The organism is Gordonia sp. AC31 (assembly GCF_031844505.1).
Lineage (GTDB): Bacteria > Actinomycetota > Actinomycetes > Mycobacteriales > Mycobacteriaceae > Gordonia > Gordonia hongkongensis.
This window is the reverse complement of the sequence record NZ_JAUZVK010000001.1, coordinates 482,956-500,861: the sequence shown is the minus strand read 5'-3', so window position 1 is coordinate 500,861 and position 17,906 is coordinate 482,956. Positions and strand designations below refer to the sequence as shown.

Sequence of the window (17,906 nt, the reverse complement as noted above, 5' to 3'; positions counted from 1 at the left end):
GCTGGCGGCCATGCACCGGATGGCCGCGGCGGACGCGGTGTCGTACTGGATGTCGCAGCGCATCCCGAACGACGAGTTCCTGGTGTATTGCTGTGCCGCGCCGCGCAGTTCGATCGAGGACTGCGCGGCGCGACTCCGGCTGCGGGCGGCGCATGTCGACGATCTGTGCCTCCGGATACGAGATGTCCCGGGCACGGCCGACCGCCCGTACTGGGAATCCGTCCGGCCCGCCGACGACCAGGTCCGCGTGGCCCCGTCGAGCCGCACGTGGTCGTCGTGTCTGACGGAGATCGCCGGGCTCATCGCCCAACCGCTCGATCCCACGCGGGAGGCGTGGCGGGCGCACCTCTTCGGTCCGGTCGTCGACGTCCCGGCGGCGACGGGTCCGGTTGTCGTCGTCGTGCTCCAGGTCTGTCACGCCCTGGGTGACGGACGTCGGATGTCGCGGATCGCGCGCGACTGGTTCACGGCTCCTGCGCCTCCACGACGACCGGTGTCCGAGGTGCGTTCACCCTTCCGCGAGTTGATGGTCGACGCCGGTACGGCGCTCGGCGGAGTGCTTCGATTTCCCGGCGAGTTCGTCACGACAGCGTGGCGTGGGGTTCGCGCGGCGCGTCTCGCCGCGGCATCCGTGCCGGGCACGGCGGGATATGCGCCGACTCGGTTGAACGTCCCTCCCGGACCGCGGCGGACTCTGCGCGTGCTGGTCGTCGCGCGTGATCAACTCAGCGGACCCGGAGTACCGGTCACGGTCGCCGTACTCACCGCGATCTCGGTGGCGCTCCCGGAGTATCTGGGTGACCGGGATCGGCGATACGGCGCGGAGCTGACGGTCGGGCGCGGCGGAGAACGTCGAGCGCGCAATCACTTTCGCAACGCGGGGATCGATCTGCACGTCGACGTCGACGATCTGGTCGAGCGCGCACGACTCATCGGCGCCGAGATCGCCGCCGCTCGAGCAGCCGAGGCCGACCCGCTGCGGGCCGCGCAGCGTCGGGCGTCGGAGTCGACACCGGCGATCCTGACCCGATGGGGGATCCGATCCTTCGATCTCGACACCCCGCCGGCGACGGTCACCGGCGTCACCGTGGTCTCCTCGGTGAACCGCGGAGCCGCCGATCTCGACCTGGATGGAGGCGAGATCCTCTTCACCACAGGGTTTCCCGCGCTGTCGCCGGCTCAGGGATTGACTCACGGCGTACACGGGATCGGCGACCGGGTCGCGATCTCGGTGACCACGAGCCCGGATGTCGTGAACGATGTGGACCGGTACGTGGAACTGCTCGCGCGAGCGCTGGGTGGCTGACTGCGCGCCGCGGCGGCCCCTCCGCTCTACACCGAAAGAACCCCAGACCCAGTTGCGGAGGGCGCGTCTACTCCTGCTCCCTGAGGAGCGCCCGGAGCTTGCGGAGGGCGCGTCACGAAGGTCTTCGCAACCCGACTCACCATGACCCTTCGTGACGCTCGCAAGCTCGCTCCTCAGAGAACAGTAGAAGGGCTCGCTCTGCGCACAACGGTTCTTTCGTGATCCACGACGGCGGCCGGGCCGCGTCACGAAGGGTCTGGCGACGAAATGCCATCGGTCTCATCAAATTCGACGTGACTGCGCCGCCGACCATAGCCAGATGTCGAGGACTGCTCGTCGGGCGCGATTTCTTGTCGGTGGTCGGGTCTACCTTGGATGTATCAGTTGGACCGGTCAACCAGGCCGGGTGGCAACGACTTCGGGGGGAGTCACTGTGGGGGCATGGACGGATCTGCCGGGCGAGTTCCTCGCCGGGGTCGATCCTGCTTGTCCGGCCGATGCCGACACCGCCACCCATATGCAGCGTCTGGGGTCGATCCGCGCGGGCGAGTCGTATCTGGCGTGGTGCCGCTACCAGACGATCCTGGTGTTGTGTGATCGGCTGTTGACCACCGTCGGCAACAGTTACGTCTCCGACGGTTTCGGTGACATCGTCGCCCGGGTCTCGCGCGAGGCCGGGATCACCCGCTACCGGGCGGGGATGCTGGTCGACGAGGCACTGTGTCTTCGTGATCGGTTGCCGCGGGTGTTGGAGACGTTGCGCGACGGCATCATCGGGCCGCACCAGATCCGCGAGATCATCGGCCGCACGCACTTGGTGTCCGATGATCACCTTCTCGACCCCGACGACCCCGCCAGCCGCCGGATCATCGAGGTGCTCGACGAATCGATCGCCGACCTGCTGCGCTCCCGGTCCGGGTCGTGGTCGACGTCAGGTTTGCGCGACATGATCGACCGTCTGGTCTTCGGCCACGACGCCGACGCCGTCCGGGAACGGCGCCGCGAAGCGCTCGACAAACGAGGGGTGTGGACCGAGAACCACGGTGACGGCACCGGTGAGATCACCGCGGTCATGGCCGCCGAGAACATCCGAGCTTCCGACGCCTCGGTACGGGAGTTGGCCGCATCAGTGTGCGACCGGGATGGCCGCACCCTCGGGGAACGCAAGTCCGACGCCATGTGCGCGTTGCTCACCCGAACAGCGTTCACGTGTGCGTGCGGTCAGTCCGACTGCACCACAACACCTGTCGATCCTGCCGGTGCGGCGGCGGGTACCGAGATCGTGATCCACGTCGTCACCGACGCCGACACCCTGGCCGGGGGGTCCGGACCCGGCTGGGTCGACGGGCACGGAGTGATCTCCGACGAGCATGTGCGTGACCTCGCCGCCCGGCCCGACGCGACGATCAGGCCGGTCACCCCGGTCCGCACACCACCGTCGCATGTCGTCGCCGGCGGCCCAGCCGCGACCGGCGAGGGCGGATACGACGACGACACCACGCGTACGGCGAACATCGCCGCGCCACAGCAGGCTACAGATGACGCCGACACCAACACCAACACCGACGCCGGCGGCGCGGGTGACGCGTCGACGCCCCCGACTTCGGCCTCATCGTCGGCGGAGCCGGTGTCGTCGGAGGTCGTGGTGGTCTACCCGGCTGCCCTGCCTGGTGACCCGTATCGTCCGACAAGTGCGTGCGCGGAGTTCGTGCGGGTGCGCGACGGCTACTGCACCGAGCCGGGTTGCACGCGTTCGGCATTCACCGCCGATGTCGATCACGTCGCCGAGTACGACCACGCCCGGCCGGCACGCGGGGGTGCGACCTCGAGTGAGAACCTCAACGCCAAATGCCGTCCCGGTCATCTCCACAAGACCCACGGTGACTGGACCGATGTGCAGTACCGCGACGACGAGGGCCGCCTGGTCACCGAATACGTCACGCCCGAGGGCTTTGTGATCCCCGGCGAGGCCGAAACCCTCGAAGACCTCTTCCCCAACCTGCGGCGCATCCGGTTCGAACAAGCCGCGAAAGCACCACCGACACCGCGGATCATCGTGCCCGAGCGGCAAGGCAGACAACAGCAAGGCCGACCACCGCGCACGATCACCGAACGCACCGCCGCGAAACACGCGAAGCGGCGAGAAGAACGTGCCCGCAACAAGAAACAACGCGAAGCGAACCTACGCGCCCGGAGCGAAGCAACCCACCATCAAGCGACAACCCACGACGACGAGCCCCCGCCATTCTGACCCGGCGCTCGGCGTGGCCTGTGGCGGCTAACCCCGCGGGTACCCGTTCGTGTCCGCCGAAGCGTCTCCGTGTCCATTGCCGCCCGACCCCTTCGGCGGACGGGTGAGGCGTTTGGGAAGTCGTTCGGCGAGACCGCCGAGCGGTGCGACCGTCTGGTTCAGCAGGTCGACGGTCTCGGCGAGCTCGTGGACCGTTTCCTGCATGGCGAGCAGGTTGGGTCCGAGCTGCCCGATGACCTCGGTGAGCTCGGAGATCCGGTCCAGCGGCCCGCCCGGTGCGATCGCACGCTCGACCGCGCCGTTCTCGCCCAGGAGCTGATCGAGCAGGCCGTCGTCCTCGGCGAGCCGGTCCAGGATGCCTCCCGCGGCGGTCACCTTCTCGAGCACACCGTCGGGCGCGGTCAACTTGTCGACGATGCCGCCCTCGGAGGTGAGGCGCTCGAGGATGCCCTCGTTCTCGGTGAACTGGTCGACCACGCCACCCGGCCGGGTCAACCGGTCCAGCGGTCCACCCTTCGCGGTGAGGCGCACCAGGATGCCTCGTTCCTCGGCGACCTGGTCGAGGAGTCCGCCCTCGGCGGTGAGCTTGTCGAGCGGACCGTTCGGGGCGGTGAGCCGGTCGACGACACCCCCGGGATCGAGCAGTCGCTCCAGCGGACCGCCGTTGGCCAGGATCCTGCCGAACGGCCGCTCGGGGCCGAGTAGTTCGGACAGCTGGTTGAGGAGAGCGAGCGGCGTCCGGAGTGATCCGAGCTCGTCGGCGTCGACGCCCACTGCCAGTGCGATCTCGTTCTGCACGCTCCCAGCCGTGATGCGGGCGATGGCGACTGCGGACTCGGCTGCGCTGAGCACCACCCCGGTGACCGCGAAACCGAGTCGGAACGGCATCTCGACGAGCGCACGGCCTGCGTCCGCCGTGGCCACCGGTCTACGGTCGGCGCGGCGACGGTCGGGTGGCGGCCGATCCGGAAGGGACTCCATGCTTTCCGACCCTAGGCCAGCCGACCGGCGTTCGGGGCGAGGGTTCGGTGATTCCGCGGGGCGGTGTCGCTACTGCGCCCCGGTCGCCGGTGCCTCTGCCGCCTTGGCGGCCTTCGCCGCCTTCTTGAAGTCGCGGACCTTCTGCAGCGAATCCGGGCCGGTCACGTCGGCCACCGACCGGAACCCCTTCTTGCTGTAATCGCCGGCGACCTTGGTCCAGCCCGACGGCTTGACGTCGAGTTGCTTGGCGACGAGCGCGACGAAGATCTTTGCCTTCTGGTCGCCGAACCCGGGCAGGGCGCGCAACCGCTTCATCAGGTCCGCGCCGTCGGCGGCCTCGGTCCAGATGCGTGCGGCGTCGCCGCCGTACTCCTCGGCGACGACTTTCGCGAGCGCCTGGACCCGGCCGGCCATCGACCGACCGTAGCGGTGGATGGCCGGGGGAGTGGCACACAGGTCGGCGAACGCCTCGGGGTCGGCGTCGGCGATCTCGACCGGATCCATCGTGCCGAACCGGTCACGGATCTTGGCCGGCCCGGCGAAGGCCCGTTCCATCGGGAACTGCTGGTCGAGGAGCATTCCCGTGAGGAGGGCGAACGAATCGTTCGACAGGAGTTCGTCGGCCGCGGGTTCCTGCGCGATCTGGATCTTCGGCATGGGGTCGATTCTGGCAGACGGCACCCGCGTGCGGCTCTAGACTGCCCCCATGATGAGCGGGGAGAACACGGTCGGCTTCGAGAACGGCAGACGTCGGCGGGGGCGCGTCGGAGTGGGAACGGTCGCGACGGTGGCCGGCGTCGTGATGGCGCTGGCGGTATCGCTGTTCGGTGCCGGCGTCGCCGGGGCCGCGCCGGCAGACGACGGGGCGAACTACGTCACCACCCTGCGGTGCGACAGCGTCAACCCGTGGCCGGCAGGCACGGTCAAGGTCCGTGTGGACGTGTTCAACCAGATCCGGCACCCCGCGGACGGACTACCCGGACCCGTCCTCGCGCTCATCGGCACCGACCGTGCCCGAGCCGTGGCCCTCGAATACACCTACGAGGTGTCGGTGTCGTGGCGGAACCTGCGGACCGGACGTACCGGCGTCACCACGGTTCCCGGCCGCGGGTACACGGTCAAATGGCAGGTCGACATCCATCCGGGCAGCGGTCCCGTCGCCTTCACGATCCGTCAGAAGATCGGTGCGCTGGCCTTCTTCCCGATGACCAATCCGAAGTACTCGACCTGCTCGGGGCGCGCGGTCGCCTGACTCACCGGTCGGCGAGTCCGCCGATCAGCAGGTACTGCGCGGTGAAATAGCTCGCGAGCACCCAGGCCTCGCCGGCCATCCGGAGTCGAGTGTCGGTGACCAGGTGTCGTCGATTGATGATCGCGAGGTCGGAGAGCAGGAAGAACCACCCGCCGGCCCGCAAGCGCGGCTGCGGCGCCGGCACGTCCGTTGCCAGCGCCGACATCGTCGCGAGCGTGTTGCCATACGTCCCCAGAACCGGCAGCAGGGCAGGGCGGTGTCGGCTCAGCACCGTCGCCGACTCGGCGAGAACGCCCACCCGCGGCGCGACGGACCGAACCGTCGGTCGTGCGCCGGCACGCCACATCGCGACCGCGTAGCTCAACTGTGCGCCCGCGAAAGACGTTGCACCCCTGCGGAGAAAACGATCCTTCGTGGCCGGGTCGTCGTGTTCGAATTCCTCCTGCAACATGAACCGGTCGCCGAGCGCGGAGAACCCGACGACGGACGCCAGGGCGACGGTGTCGGCGACCGGGCGGCGTCGTGCTCCGGCGGCCACCCGCGCCGCGAGAAGCGCGATCGGCAGCGGTTTGGTGATCGCGGCGCTGCGTCGATCACCGGCCGACCCGGCGATCGTCGCTGCCGCGGCAGTGGCCGCATAGGCGGTGCGGAACGTCCGGTTCACCGCAGGACGCTGGCGACGAAGGCGCGGATGTCGGCGTCGGAGAACCGCTTCGACTGGGCGCCGTCGAGCGTCAGATAGGTACGCGCCGACACCTTGCTGTCGCCGACCCGGGCGTCGTTGAGGTACTTCAGGGTGAGCGGTACGACGACGGAGGTGTCCTGCAGGGTCTGCGTCATCAGGACCGGACGCTCAAAGCCGCGAGTGGGCAGCTCGGTTGCCTTGGTCAGCAGGGCGGTGAGTTCGGTGTTCCCCGACAGCGGTTTGGTGAACAGCGAACCGATGGCGAGACCGTCCACCTCACGCACGAACTCGGTGACACAGGACGCGGCGGCCTTGGTCAGCCAGTTCTTGCCGGCGTCGGTCAGGTAGGCGTCGAGATCGAGGTCGGAGTGCGCGTTGCGGATGGCGCTCAGCGTGTACAGCGCATCGGCGGCCAGCCCGGACGGCATCGCCGCGGACGACGGCCCGAGATTGGCCACCAACGAACCGAACTGGGCGGGAATCGAACTCGCTGCGGCGCCCCTGAAGTCGAGCTTGCCGCCCTGGATGGTCGGGGCCAGTCGGGCCAGTGTGATCGCGGCCGCGGCTCCCTGGCCCTCGCCGACCACTGCCCACGAGCGCGACAGGTTGTCGGCGATGTCCCGAGAGGCGCGCACCGCGTCGACGATGTTGCGGGCAGTGGCCTCGAGATCGTAGTACTGCGGCGTGCCGGGGGTCCCGACGCCCGCGTAATCGGTACTGACGACGGCATATCCGCGGCCGAGCCATCGTTTGAGCTCGTCGGTGTCCTCGGCGGTGGGCCGCGACGACGGTGCGCACCGGTCGGCGATGCCGCGCGAACCGTGGGCCCAGGCGACGATCGGCCAACCACCGGCCGGCGCCCGCCCGCCCGGCACCATCAACACGCCCGAGGACAGATGGGCCTTGCCGTCGGCGCCGGTGCTCCAGTAGGTGAAGTCGTTACCGGACCCGGCGCCCGCGACCGTACGTGCCCGGGGGAGTTCGCGATTGGCGTAGACGGCGCCCGGCGTCTGGCCCGGACCTCGCGTGTCGACGGTGCCCGCGTTGTCGTCGGCGGGCGCGCTGTTGTCCGTCGACGACGGTTCCGCCGACGGCTCGGCTACTCCTGGCGTCGATGTTCCCGGAGTCGGTTCGGCCGCGGCCGTCGCCGTCATGCCGAAGGCGGCCGGGGCCACGACGATCGTGAGGGCGGCTGCGGCCGCGAGGGCGCGTGCGAGATGGGCACTCCGTGGTTTCGAAGTGTTGCCGTGGGGGTTCATGTGTCGTCAGTTCGTTCTGTGAGGCGTGACCGGATGCGAAAGGCGTTGTGCGTCAAGCATTGACGATGCCGACGGCAGGTAGGAACCAGCAGTTCTGGGTACCGTTGCTGGCGTTGCCGAAGACTGCCGACAGGATGGTGCCGCTGCCGGTCTTCACCGGTGCCAGCCGGACCCCGGACAGCAGGGGCAGCGCTGTCAGCGCGGTGCGGTCGGTGATCGGGTCGAGATCGGCGAAGCCGCCCTGGAGCGTGCTGGTGTTGAACCAGGCGACCTGCATTGTGCCGCCGCTACCGGCAGTCGGCGAGGCGGGCACGAAAGCGTATGCGGTCTCGCCCTTCTCGACGAGGCCGAGCTTCTCGGGCAGCTTCACGCCGGGGATCATGTCGAGCAGCGGCTTGAGCTGGGTCAGCGGGTCGGTCTTCATCGGCCACGGACCCGCCACGGCGCCCGCACCGGCGGTGACGAGTCCGAGCGGGTTGTCGGCGGTGGGTGCGGTGCAGAACGGCGACACCGACGGGGTGAGTGTCTGGATGCCGAGCGTGCGCAGCAGGGCGATGGGGTCGGTCGGGGCCGCGACCGGAGTGGCGGCCGACGCGGGCGCGCCCTCGGCGGCCGCGGGGAGCGGGAGAGCTCCCGCACGCCCGGCGATGTCCTCGACCGACAGTTGTCCGGCGCTCCCCATGATCGTCTGGGCGGCCTGCACGGCGATCTGGTCGACACCCGCGGCCTTGAGCAGGCGGACCGCCCCGGCCAGCTCGGCGTCGAACGGGATCGACAGCGCGCCGAGCAGGTTGGCAGGGATGAGGGGCTCGGCCGTCGCCGGCGCTGAAGTGGCGGTGAGGGTGGCCGCCGCCATCGCCACACCCATGAGACCGGCGCCGCAGCGCTGGATCGCGCGGCTGCGAGTGACGCGACGGGGAGCGTCGGAACGCGTGAACCGAGACGTGATGGACATGGCTCTCCTTGGGCAACCGGCTGTGACGGCCGAGCACCCGCCACGTGTGGCGGGTGTGACAGATGGGACTCGAGTTACAAGAGACCACGAAGACTCGGAACCCGGCAAGTCGCGAGTCCGACCTGTGACATGGGCGCGATCCGCGAGAGACCGAAACCGCGGCGAACTGCGGGTTCAGTGCCCTTGAGCACGGCCTCGGACCGCCGCACAGAGGCCGACCACCGCCGGCACGCTCAGCTCGCGCCGCCGATTCCCTTGCCGATCAACACGACTCCGATGACCAGGATCAGCACCGCCATCACCGTCGCGTTGTTCGCCTGCAGCCACGACTTGAGGCGGTCGAGTGGTTCGCGCAGGCGGGCCGCGGCGAGCTGGTAGCCCACGACCGGGACCACGACCGAGGTCGAGGCCAGGAGTGCGAAGATCGCCACCGCGATCACGTCCTGCGGCATCGACAGCGCGCCCGAGGCGATCGAGACACCCGCCGCCGCGCAGAGAACGAGATTCTTCGGATTGATCGCCGCCAGCGCGAACGCGATACCCATGGCGGTCACCGGACGCATCTCGTCGATGGCCGACATCCACTTCGGCGTCGCGGACTCCGCGTGCCGGGAACGCCACTGACGCAACCCGACGACGAGCAGAACGACACCGAGCGCGATCTTCATCCAACCGGTGCTCGACGACGATCCGTCGAGGTCGACGGCGCTTCCGAGGGCCACGAAGACGGCCACCGCGACGACGATGCCGACAAGCCAGCCGATCGCGAAACCGATACTCGTCGTGCGCGCATGGCGTCCCAGGAGCATGAGGATCGCCGCGATGATCGGGATCGGCGACACCGCGACACCCACCGCAAGGGGTAGTAACTCACCGAGCACGGGTCCCATCGAGAACTCCTCACGACATGGTGCCGACCGTGTCGTCGTACGCCATGGTCGCATCCCGTGAGGAGCTCTCGACCGGTAACGAACGAAGGCACCCCGCGATGAGCCGGGGTGCCTTCGTCTGTGAGAGGAGAAGAGATCAGATGATCGCGAGCCCGATCACCGGGACGATGGTGCAGGAGACGACCTTGCCCTTCGTCTTCGTGGTGACGTTGCCGTGGATCGCCGAGATGACGCGGCCCTTGCCGGTCCGCGAGATACCGGTGAAGGTGCCGGGGCCTTCCTTCACATTGATCTTCGGGTTCCGCTTGAGCGTCGTGGTACCCGTGCGACCGGTGTCGACGTTGAACCAGCTGACCGTGAGCGGCGCGGCCTTGTTGTCGATCGCCGGACCCGTGCCGAGCGAGGTGTAGACGTATCCGCTCTCGCCGCGCTTGGGGCCGGGGGCGGGTGCTTCCTGCGGTCCGGCGGTGACCAGGGCGCGACCGAGCGAACCGCCGCCGGGGATGCAGCCGAGGCCGAAGGTCGGGTAGAGGAATTCCTGGATCTTCGGGGCGTTCGGGCCCTGCGGGATCTCGGGATCGCCGGGCTTGGGCTCGGCGGCGAGCTGACGCGCGGCCTGCTTGCGGCCGGGTTCGCCGAGGAAGTCGGCGATCGAGCGCCAGATCTTGCTGACCTCAGCTGGCATACCGGGGGTGTCGGCGAACGACTGGGCCTGGCGGAGCAGGTCGACCGAGACCTTGCCGTCGGGTCCGGGCGTCGCCACGGAGCCGATGATCGCGGGAGCGAACGCGCCGAGCGAGTCCAGCACGCGCTGGTCGACTTTCGGGGCCGGGGCGGCCTGCGCGGCCATCGGCATCGCGAGTGAGGTCGCCGCCGCGAGCGCCGACACGGCGACGAGGAGTCGACGGGTCCGGATTCGACGCGGGGCATGGCCGGATCGCAACCTCAGTGGCCGGGAGAAACGCACTGGTGTGTCCTAACGGTCGTGGCGCCGACGATCAGTCGATCAGCGCCTCGCGGGTCGTGTCATCCGCCCGGGTGTCGGGTAGCGGACAGTCCATCCTCTCACCCGGGTCGTCGCGGGTCATTCTAAGCCCCCCGCGGGTTCCACTGTCCAGATCGCCGGCCTGTTACGGGTGGGGTTGTTGTGGTAATTGATGCAATTGTTATCGAAGTGACGTCGGGGTGGTTGGATCGTAAGGACAGGCGGCAACCTGGTTGGATGAGGAGAATCGGGGATCGGGGACGGTCGAACAGGAGTCTGAAGTGACAGAGCTGCGCGCTGACGCGTCGGGTCGCCCACGCGGGAGGTCGCGACTGACGCGACTGGTGGTCGGTGCGGCCGCCGTCATTCTCGCCGCGACGTCGGCGAGTGCGTGCGCCGACGACTCGTCGTCGGGCGCCGAGGTCACGCTGCTCACCCACGATTCCTTCGAACTGCCGGAGTCGGTGATCGACGGGTTCCGCCAGGAGACCGGACTGACCCTGAAGATCGTGAAGTCCGGGGACGCCGGGCAATTGGCGTCGACGGTGTCACTGACCCCGGGTGCGCCCAAGGGAGACGCGGTCTTCGGCATCGACAACACCTTCGCCTCGCGTCCGATCGACGCCGGCGCCCTGGAGTCCTATGAGTCACCCGCCGCGGCCGACGGTGCCGCCGATTTCGCGGTGCCCGGCGCGGAGGGGCAGCTCACGGCCGTCGACCGCGGGGATGTGTGCCTCAACATCGACGACGGTTGGTTCGAATCCAGGTCTCTGACCCCGCCGGCGAGCTTCCGCGACCTGACCCGCCCGGAATTCGCCTCGCTCACCGCGGTGACCGACCCGGCGACCTCCTCGCCGGGCACGGCGTTCCTGCTCACCACCGTCGGTGCGCTCGGAAACGGCTGGCAGGACTACTGGAAGCAGGTCGTCGGCGGCGGCGCGACCATCGTCTCGGGCTGGGAGGTCGCCTACAACCAGCTCTTCACCGCCGGAGAGGGCCGTGGCGACAAACCCATCGTGCTGTCCTACGCCTCGTCGCCGGCGGCGACGCCCGGGACGAGCGCGCTGCTCGACAGCTGCTTCCCGCAGGTGGAGTACATCGGCATCCTGAAGGGCACCCGGAACTCGACCGGCGCCCGCAGGCTCGTCGATTTCATGCTGAGTCCCACTGTGCAGAAAGAACTCCCGAACTCGATGTATGTCTACCCGGTGCAGCGCGACACCCCGCTGCCCGCGGGATGGCCGGCGCGCGCGGAGGTGCCCGCCTGGATGTCGTCGTTGCCGCCCGCCACGATCGCGGAGAACCGCGAGATGTGGCTCGATCAGTGGCGTGCCGCGGTCGGCCGGTGACGACTCGGTGACCCCGGCCGGGACAGTGGTGACCCGGGTGGCCCGGGCCGCCGGACCGGTTGCGCTGTGGGTGGTCCCGGCGCTGTTCGTCGTGGTGCTGTTCGCCTGGCCGGTGATCGCGCTCGTCCGGCGCGCCGTCACGATCGCCCGTGACTCCGGGGTGGGCCTGATCGAACTGCTCGACCGCACCGACGCCCTGGGGCTTCTGGGCGTCACCCTGGGCCAGGCGGCCGCCTCGACGGTCCTGGCGCTCGTCGCCGCCGCACCCATCGCGTGGTTGTTCGCCCGGGTCCGCGGGACCACCGCGGTCGTGCTCGCCGTCGTGGTGACCGTGCCATTCGTGCTGCCGACGGTCGTCGTCGGTGTCGCCTTCCGTTCTCTGCTGTCCGGCCCATTGGCGTTCCTGCACATCGAATCCGGGCTGCCGGCCGTGCTCGCGGCACACATGTTCATCAACATCGCCGTCGTCGTCCGCGTCGTCGGGGCGGCCTGGCGCAACCTCGACCCGCGGCTGCTCGAGGCGGCACGGTCGCTCGGGGCGGGCCGGATTCGGGCGACCATGACCGTGGTCGTGCCGCGCCTGGTGCCCGCCACGGCGTCGGCGGCCGCGCTGATCTTCCTGTTCTGTTCCACCAGTTTCGGCGTCGTGATCATTCTCGGCGCCGGGGAGCTGCGGACCCTGGAGACCGAGATCTACACGCAGGCCATCGGATACTTCCGGATTCCCGAGGCGGTCGCGCTGTCGATGCTGCAGATCGTGGTGGTCATGGCGGCGCTGCTGCTGACGCGGGTGTTCGCCGATCCGGCGAGTCGCGGATCGGGTGGCGGCGCCCGGCGGGCCGAACGGAGCCGCAGGGTCGCCGGCGGCCGCTGGACGCGGTCGGCGGTCTGGGTGGTGGGGGCGTGGACAGCAGTCCTCCTCGTCGGACCGGTCCTGGTGCTGATGGTGCGGTCGGTCCGACCGGTCGCGCACGGCGACTGGACCCTCGCCGGCTACCGCGCACTGGCCGAACCCGTCAACGGGGTGACACCCCTGGAGAGCCTGCGCTATTCGCTGGTGACCGCCACCGCGGCGACCGCCATCGCCCTGGTGGTCGGGACGCTCGCCGCCGTCGCGTTGCATCGCGCGCACGGAGTCGTCGGGGCGATCGGCTCGGCCGTCTCGCTCATCCCGCTCGGGATCAGTGCTGTCACACTCGGATTCGGCTACCTCATCGTGCTGGCGTCGTTGCCGTACGAGATCGCCGCATCGCCCGCGGTCATCCCAATGGTCCAGGCCCTCATCGCGATTCCGGTGGTCATCCGCATCATGATGCCCGCACTCGAGTCGGTGCCGGTCCGGTTGCGGCATGCCGCGGCGACGTTGGGAGCCACGCCGTTTCGCGTGTTCGCGACCGTCGACCTGCCGATCGTCGGACGGTCGATGGGGGCTGCCGGAGGGTTCGCCTTCGTCATGGCCCTGGGCGAGTTCGGCGCGACGAGCTTCCTCGCGCGCGCGGACACGACCACCCTTCCGGTACTCATCGGGTCCGCTCTGAACCGCCCGGGCGCCGAGAACCTGGCCACCGCCATGGCGGCCTCGGTGGTCCTTGTCATCGCGACGGTCGTCGCAGTCGTCGTGGTCGAGGCGTTCCGGCCCCGCTCGGAGGTGCCGCTGCTGTGACCCCTGCGAATTCATTGGAGGTCTCCGACCTCACGGTCGCGTACGGCGGCGAGACCGTCATCGACGGTCTGTCGTGGCGGCTCGGGGGAGAAGGGTCACTGGTGACCGCGATCCTGGGCCCGTCGGGGTGCGGCAAGTCGACCCTGATCCGGACGATCGCCGGACTCGAGTCGCCGGTCGGTGGAACGGTGCGGTTCGGCGGAGTCGACCTCGCCGGCGTCGAGGTCCATCGGCGGGACTTCGGGGTCGTCTTCCAGGACGGGCAACTGTTCGGCGGGCGCAGTGTCGCGTCGAACGTCGCGTACGGGCTGAAGGTGCGGCGCTGGTCGCGCCGCGCCATCGCCGATCGCGTCGCCGAGATGCTCGACGTCGTCGGACTCACCGGTTACGACAAGCGTCTCGTCGAGACCCTGTCGGGCGGCCAGGCCCAACGGGTCGCGCTCGCGCGTGCCATGGCCCCGCGTCCGCGTCTGCTGTTGCTCGACGAGCCGCTCGCCGCGCTCGACCGGCGGTTGAGAGACGAATTGGCCGTGGAGATCTCGGAGATCGTCCGAGCGGCCGGCGTGCCGACGATGGTGGTGACCCACGACCACGCCGAGGCGGCCACCATGGCCGACGAGATCGCGGTCATGCGGGACGGGGTGATGATCCAGACCGACGTTCCGGCGGCGCTGTGGCGACACCCGGTCGACGAGTGGACCGCGCGTTTCCTCGGCGCCACGACCGTCGTCGATGCCCAGGTCCGGTCGGGCGTCGCGCAGACCGTCCTCGGTGAGATGCCGCTGGATCGTCCCGACGGTCCGTGCCGGCTCGGCCTGCGGCCCGAGTCGGTGGCGATCGGACCTACGCCGTCCGATGCGCCGGAGAGGCCGGGAACGACGGCGACCGTCGTGCTCGTCGCCGAACTCCCGGCCGGCCCGCGCGTGCGCATCGACACCCCGGTCGGCGAGATCGATGCGGTCACCGATGCCTTCGTCGCGATCGGCGACCGGGTGCGGATGCGTCTGGTGCCGGAACGGGTCGCGGTGATCGGGTCGTGACGCCGCGTGGGCCGGCGAGGCGGTCGTCGTGCCGGTGACACGGCGAGACGTGCTGGTCCCGCCGGGACTGATGGTCGTCGGAGCGACATCGATGTATCTCGGCGCGGCCGTCGCCGTCGGCCTGTTCGACGTCATCTCCCCGGCCGCCGTCGCGTGGTTGCGGATCGCCGGGGCCGCGCTGGTGTTGCTGCTGTGGGTGCGACCGGCCCGGACGGCCTGGCGTTGGGAGCGATTGCGCCTCGCCGGATGCTTCGGGCTGATCACCGCCGGGATGAACATCGCCTTCTACGAGGCGCTCGCGCACCTGCCCCTGGGCACGACCGTCGCCCTGGAGTTCCTCGGCCCGATCGTGGTGGCCGCCTTGGGTTCTGCGACGCGTCGCGACGTCGCCGCACTCGTCCTGGCGGCGGTCGGCGTGGTCCTGATCGCGGACGTCCGGTGGTCGGGAACCGCGATCGGCGTCGTCCTGGCGCTGACCGCGGCCGCCTGCTGGGCGGGGTACATCGTCCTGGGCAAACGGGTCGCGGCGCGAGGCACGGGCGTCGAGGACCTGGCGACCGGTTTCGCGGTGGCCGCGTTGCTCACCGCGCCGCTCGCGTGGTGGGTGGCCGACGCGGTACGCGCGGGGGCCGCGTTGCCGGTGGTCCTGGCCCAGGGGTTGCTACTCGGCATCGCCTCGACCGCGGTGCCGTACGCACTCGACCAGATCGTGCTGCGGCGGGTCGGCCAGGCGAGGTTCGCGATCCTGCTCGCGCTGTTGCCGGTGACGGCGTCGGCGATCGGGTTGCTCGCGCTGGCGCAGGTGCCGCGGCCCCTGGAAGCGGTCGGGATCGCGCTCGTCGCGGTGGCCGTCGCCGTGCGATCGGTCGACGACGACAACCGGTCCGACGATCGTGAGGCGGAGATGCCACCGGGGTGACCGGGAATCAGGCGGCGCGCGCCTTCTTCAGTGCTTTGTGCAGCTCTTTCTTCGACATGTCGGAGGTGTCGAGCTTGCGCATCCGGTGAATGACCACCGGGCAGCGAACACAGCGCGTCGAACTCTTGCAACACTTCTTCTTGGGCTTCAGAGAGCCCACCTTGGTCGGGTCGACCTTGCCCATACGGCGAGGTTAGCAGACCCTAACTACAACTCTTGTGGGTGCTGTGATCGCGGTCTCACCGCCCGAGCCGATAGTCTGTGACGTTGAATCCCTAGGTGATCTGCTCCTCGCGCCGGTCAGAGCCGTTCGGCTGCGAACGTTCCAGACGTTCGGCAGTGACCCGGACGCCGGCCGCCGCTGCCGGTCCCCAACCACACGAAAGAGAGCCAGTGAGCGCTGTCCCCACCTTCCGCAACGTCGCGATCGTCGCGCACGTCGACCACGGAAAGACCACACTCGTCGACGCCATGCTGCGCCAGTCCGGCGTGTTCGGCGAGCGCGCCGAGGTCGTCGACCGGGTGATGGACTCCGGTGATCTCGAACGTGAAAAGGGCATCACCATCCTCGCCAAGAACACCGCGGTCCACCGGCGCCAGCCGGACGGCACCGAGGTCGTCATCAACGTCATCGACACCCCCGGCCACGCCGACTTCGGCGGTGAGGTCGAGCGCGGCCTGTCGATGGTCGACGGCGTGGTCCTGCTCGTCGACGCCTCCGAGGGCCCGCTGCCGCAGACGCGCTTCGTGCTCCGCAAGGCGCTGGCCGCCGAGCTGCCGGTGATTGTCGTCGTGAACAAGACCGACCGTCCCGACGCCCGCATCCAGGAGGTCGTCGACGAGACGCAGGATCTGCTCCTCGACCTCGCCTCTGACCTGGACGAGGAGGCCGCGAAGGCCGCCGAACTCGTCCTCGAGCTCCCCGTGCTCTACGCCTCGGGTCGCGCCGGTGTCTGCAGCACCGAGCAGCCGGCCGACGGCGAGATCCCGGCGGGGGAGAACCTCGACTCCTTCTTCGACGTCCTGCTCGAACACGTCCCGGCGCCCAAGGGTGACCCGGACGCCCCGCTGCAGGCACACGTCACCAACCTCGACGCCTCGGCCTTCCTCGGCCGTCTGGCGCTCGTCCGCATCCACAACGGGACCCTCCGCAAGGGTCAGCAGGTGTCCTGGTGCCGCGAGGTCGACGGTGAGGCCGTCGTCGAGCGCGCCAAGATCACCGAGCTCCTCGCCACCGTCGGCGTCGACCGGGCGCCCGCCGAGTCCGCATCGGCCGGTGACATCGTGGCCGTCGCCGGTATGCCGGAGATCATGATCGGCGACACCCTCGCCGACCTGGAGAACCCGCAGCCGCTGCCGCGCATCACCGTCGACGAGCCGGCGATCTCGGTCACCATCGGCACCAACTCGTCGCCGCTGGCGGGCCGGGTCTCGGGCCACAAACTGACCGCCCGCATGGTCAAGCAGCGTCTGGACACCGAGCTGATCGGCAACGTGTCGCTGCGCGTGCTCGACATCGGCCGGCCCGACGCCTGGGAGGTGCAGGGACGCGGCGAGCTCGCCCTGGCCATCCTCGTCGAGCAGATGCGTCGTGAGGGCTTCGAGCTGACCGTCGGCAAGCCGCAGGTCGTCACCCGCAAGGTGGACGGCAAGGTCCAGGAGCCGTTCGAGCATCTGACCGTCGACGTGCCCGAGGAGTACCTCGGCGCGGTCACCCAGTTGCTCGCCGCCCGCAAGGGCCGCATGGAGCAGATGAACAACCACGGCACCGGCTGGGTCCGGATGGAGTTCATCGTGCCCTCGCGCGGCCTCATCGGGTTCCGTACCGACTTCCTCACCGAGACCCGCGGCACCGGCATCGCCAACGCGGTGTTCCAGGGTTACGACGCCTGGGCGGGCGAGATCCGGGCCCGCCACACGGGTTCGCTCGTCAGCGACCGGTCGGGAACGGTCACCCCGTTCGCGATGATCCAGCTCGCCGACCGCGGCACGTTCTTCGTCAACCCGGGCGACGACTCGTACGAGGGCCACGTCGTGGGGATCAACCCGCGCCAGGAGGATCTCGACATCAACGTCACCCGCGAGAAGAAGCTGACCAACATGCGTCAGTCCTCGGCCGACGTGATGGAGACGCTCGCCAAGCCGATGCAACTCGACCTCGAGGGCGCCATGGAATTCTGCGCCGCGGACGAGTGTGTCGAGGTCACCCCGGAGGTCGTGCGAGTGCGTAAGGTGCACCTCGACTCGACGACGCGCGCCCGTGAGCGCTCGCGGGCCAAGTCCCGGGATGCCGCCGTCAGCTGAGTGTCGATGGCGCTCCGGCGCCGCATCACGGTGGCGGGCGCGTCCGACGGACCGAGAAGCTTCTTCG

At 69.5% G+C, this 17,906-nt stretch carries 16 protein-coding genes; 8 read left to right on the top strand and 8 right to left on the bottom strand.

The genetic code is table 11. The annotated features are described in order from the left end of the window. Positions 1–10 precede the first annotated feature (10 nt). A complete protein-coding gene (locus tag Q9R39_RS02355; protein ID WP_311277040.1) occupies positions 11–1,306 on the top strand; it encodes a WS/DGAT domain-containing protein in 1,296 nt (431 codons plus the stop codon). A 433-nt stretch (positions 1,307–1,739) separates the two neighbouring features. Continuing rightward, positions 1,740–3,557, top strand: coding sequence for a DUF222 domain-containing protein (locus Q9R39_RS02350; protein WP_311277039.1), 1,818 nt, complete (start codon positions 1,740–1,742; stop codon positions 3,555–3,557). A gap of 27 nt (positions 3,558–3,584) precedes the next feature. On the opposite strand, the gene Q9R39_RS02345 is transcribed toward Q9R39_RS02350, so the two are convergent. Then, on the bottom strand, positions 3,585–4,538 hold the full coding sequence (locus Q9R39_RS02345; protein WP_396275636.1) for a hypothetical protein: 954 nt from the start codon (positions 4,536–4,538) through the stop codon (positions 3,585–3,587). A gap of 69 nt (positions 4,539–4,607) precedes the next feature. Beyond that, a complete protein-coding gene (locus Q9R39_RS02340; protein ID WP_280359874.1) occupies positions 4,608–5,195 on the bottom strand; it encodes an HhH-GPD-type base excision DNA repair protein in 588 nt (195 codons plus the stop codon). A 49-nt stretch (positions 5,196–5,244) separates the two neighbouring features. On the opposite strand from Q9R39_RS02340, the gene Q9R39_RS02335 reads away from it, so the two are divergent. Then, a complete protein-coding gene (locus tag Q9R39_RS02335) occupies positions 5,245–5,790 on the top strand; it encodes a hypothetical protein (RefSeq protein WP_311277038.1) in 546 nt (181 codons plus the stop codon). 1 nt (position 5,791) lies between these two features. Here Q9R39_RS02335 and Q9R39_RS02330 read toward each other — a convergent pair whose 3' ends face one another. The 5 genes from Q9R39_RS02330 to Q9R39_RS02310 all read right to left on the bottom strand — a co-directional run bounded on the left by Q9R39_RS02330 (position 5,792) and on the right by Q9R39_RS02310 (position 10,546). Then, the gene (locus Q9R39_RS02330; RefSeq protein WP_311277037.1) at positions 5,792–6,454 is read right to left on the bottom strand and encodes a lysoplasmalogenase family protein; all 663 of its coding nucleotides are present in this window, start codon (positions 6,452–6,454) and stop codon (positions 5,792–5,794) included. After that, positions 6,451–7,734 (bottom strand): lipase family protein, encoded by a 1,284-nt coding sequence (locus Q9R39_RS02325; protein ID WP_311277036.1) that lies wholly within the window; start codon positions 7,732–7,734, stop codon positions 6,451–6,453. The genes Q9R39_RS02330 and Q9R39_RS02325 overlap by 4 nt, the downstream gene beginning before the upstream one ends. 52 nt (positions 7,735–7,786) lie before the next feature. Beyond that, positions 7,787–8,689, bottom strand: a complete 903-nt coding sequence (locus Q9R39_RS02320) for a hypothetical protein (RefSeq protein WP_311277035.1) — start codon at positions 8,687–8,689, stop codon at positions 7,787–7,789. Positions 8,690–8,922: 233 nt separating this feature from the next. After that, a complete protein-coding gene (locus Q9R39_RS02315; protein WP_165629803.1) occupies positions 8,923–9,579 on the bottom strand; it encodes a GAP family protein in 657 nt (218 codons plus the stop codon). A 136-nt stretch (positions 9,580–9,715) separates the two neighbouring features. After that, the gene (locus Q9R39_RS02310; protein WP_311277034.1) at positions 9,716–10,546 is read right to left on the bottom strand and encodes a hypothetical protein; all 831 of its coding nucleotides are present in this window, start codon (positions 10,544–10,546) and stop codon (positions 9,716–9,718) included. 299 nt (positions 10,547–10,845) lie between these two features. Between Q9R39_RS02310 and Q9R39_RS02305 the strand changes: the two genes are divergently transcribed. The 4 genes from Q9R39_RS02305 (at position 10,846) to Q9R39_RS02290 (ending at position 15,535) form a co-directional block, all read left to right on the top strand. Then, complete coding sequence (locus Q9R39_RS02305) at positions 10,846–11,913, top strand: thiamine ABC transporter substrate binding subunit (protein ID WP_068970770.1); 1,068 nt, start codon at positions 10,846–10,848, stop codon at positions 11,911–11,913. 7 nt (positions 11,914–11,920) lie between these two features. Next, a complete protein-coding gene (locus tag Q9R39_RS02300) occupies positions 11,921–13,576 on the top strand; it encodes an ABC transporter permease subunit (protein WP_311277067.1) in 1,656 nt (551 codons plus the stop codon). Next, a complete protein-coding gene (locus Q9R39_RS02295) occupies positions 13,573–14,616 on the top strand; it encodes an ABC transporter ATP-binding protein (protein WP_058252520.1) in 1,044 nt (347 codons plus the stop codon). Before Q9R39_RS02300 ends, Q9R39_RS02295 begins: the two co-directional genes overlap by 4 nt. 70 nt (positions 14,617–14,686) lie before the next feature. Beyond that, positions 14,687–15,535: a DMT family transporter gene (locus tag Q9R39_RS02290; RefSeq protein WP_265966694.1), complete on the top strand. Its 849-nt coding sequence runs from the start codon at positions 14,687–14,689 to the stop codon at positions 15,533–15,535. A gap of 7 nt (positions 15,536–15,542) precedes the next feature. On the opposite strand, the gene Q9R39_RS02285 is transcribed toward Q9R39_RS02290, so the two are convergent. Beyond that, positions 15,543–15,719, bottom strand: a complete 177-nt coding sequence (locus Q9R39_RS02285) for a hypothetical protein (protein WP_091344396.1) — start codon at positions 15,717–15,719, stop codon at positions 15,543–15,545. Between the two features lie 209 nt (positions 15,720–15,928). Between Q9R39_RS02285 and typA the strand changes: the two genes are divergently transcribed. Then, a complete protein-coding gene (typA, locus tag Q9R39_RS02280; RefSeq protein ID WP_058252521.1) occupies positions 15,929–17,839 on the top strand; it encodes a translational GTPase TypA in 1,911 nt (636 codons plus the stop codon). The last annotated feature ends 67 nt before the right edge of the window (positions 17,840–17,906 follow it).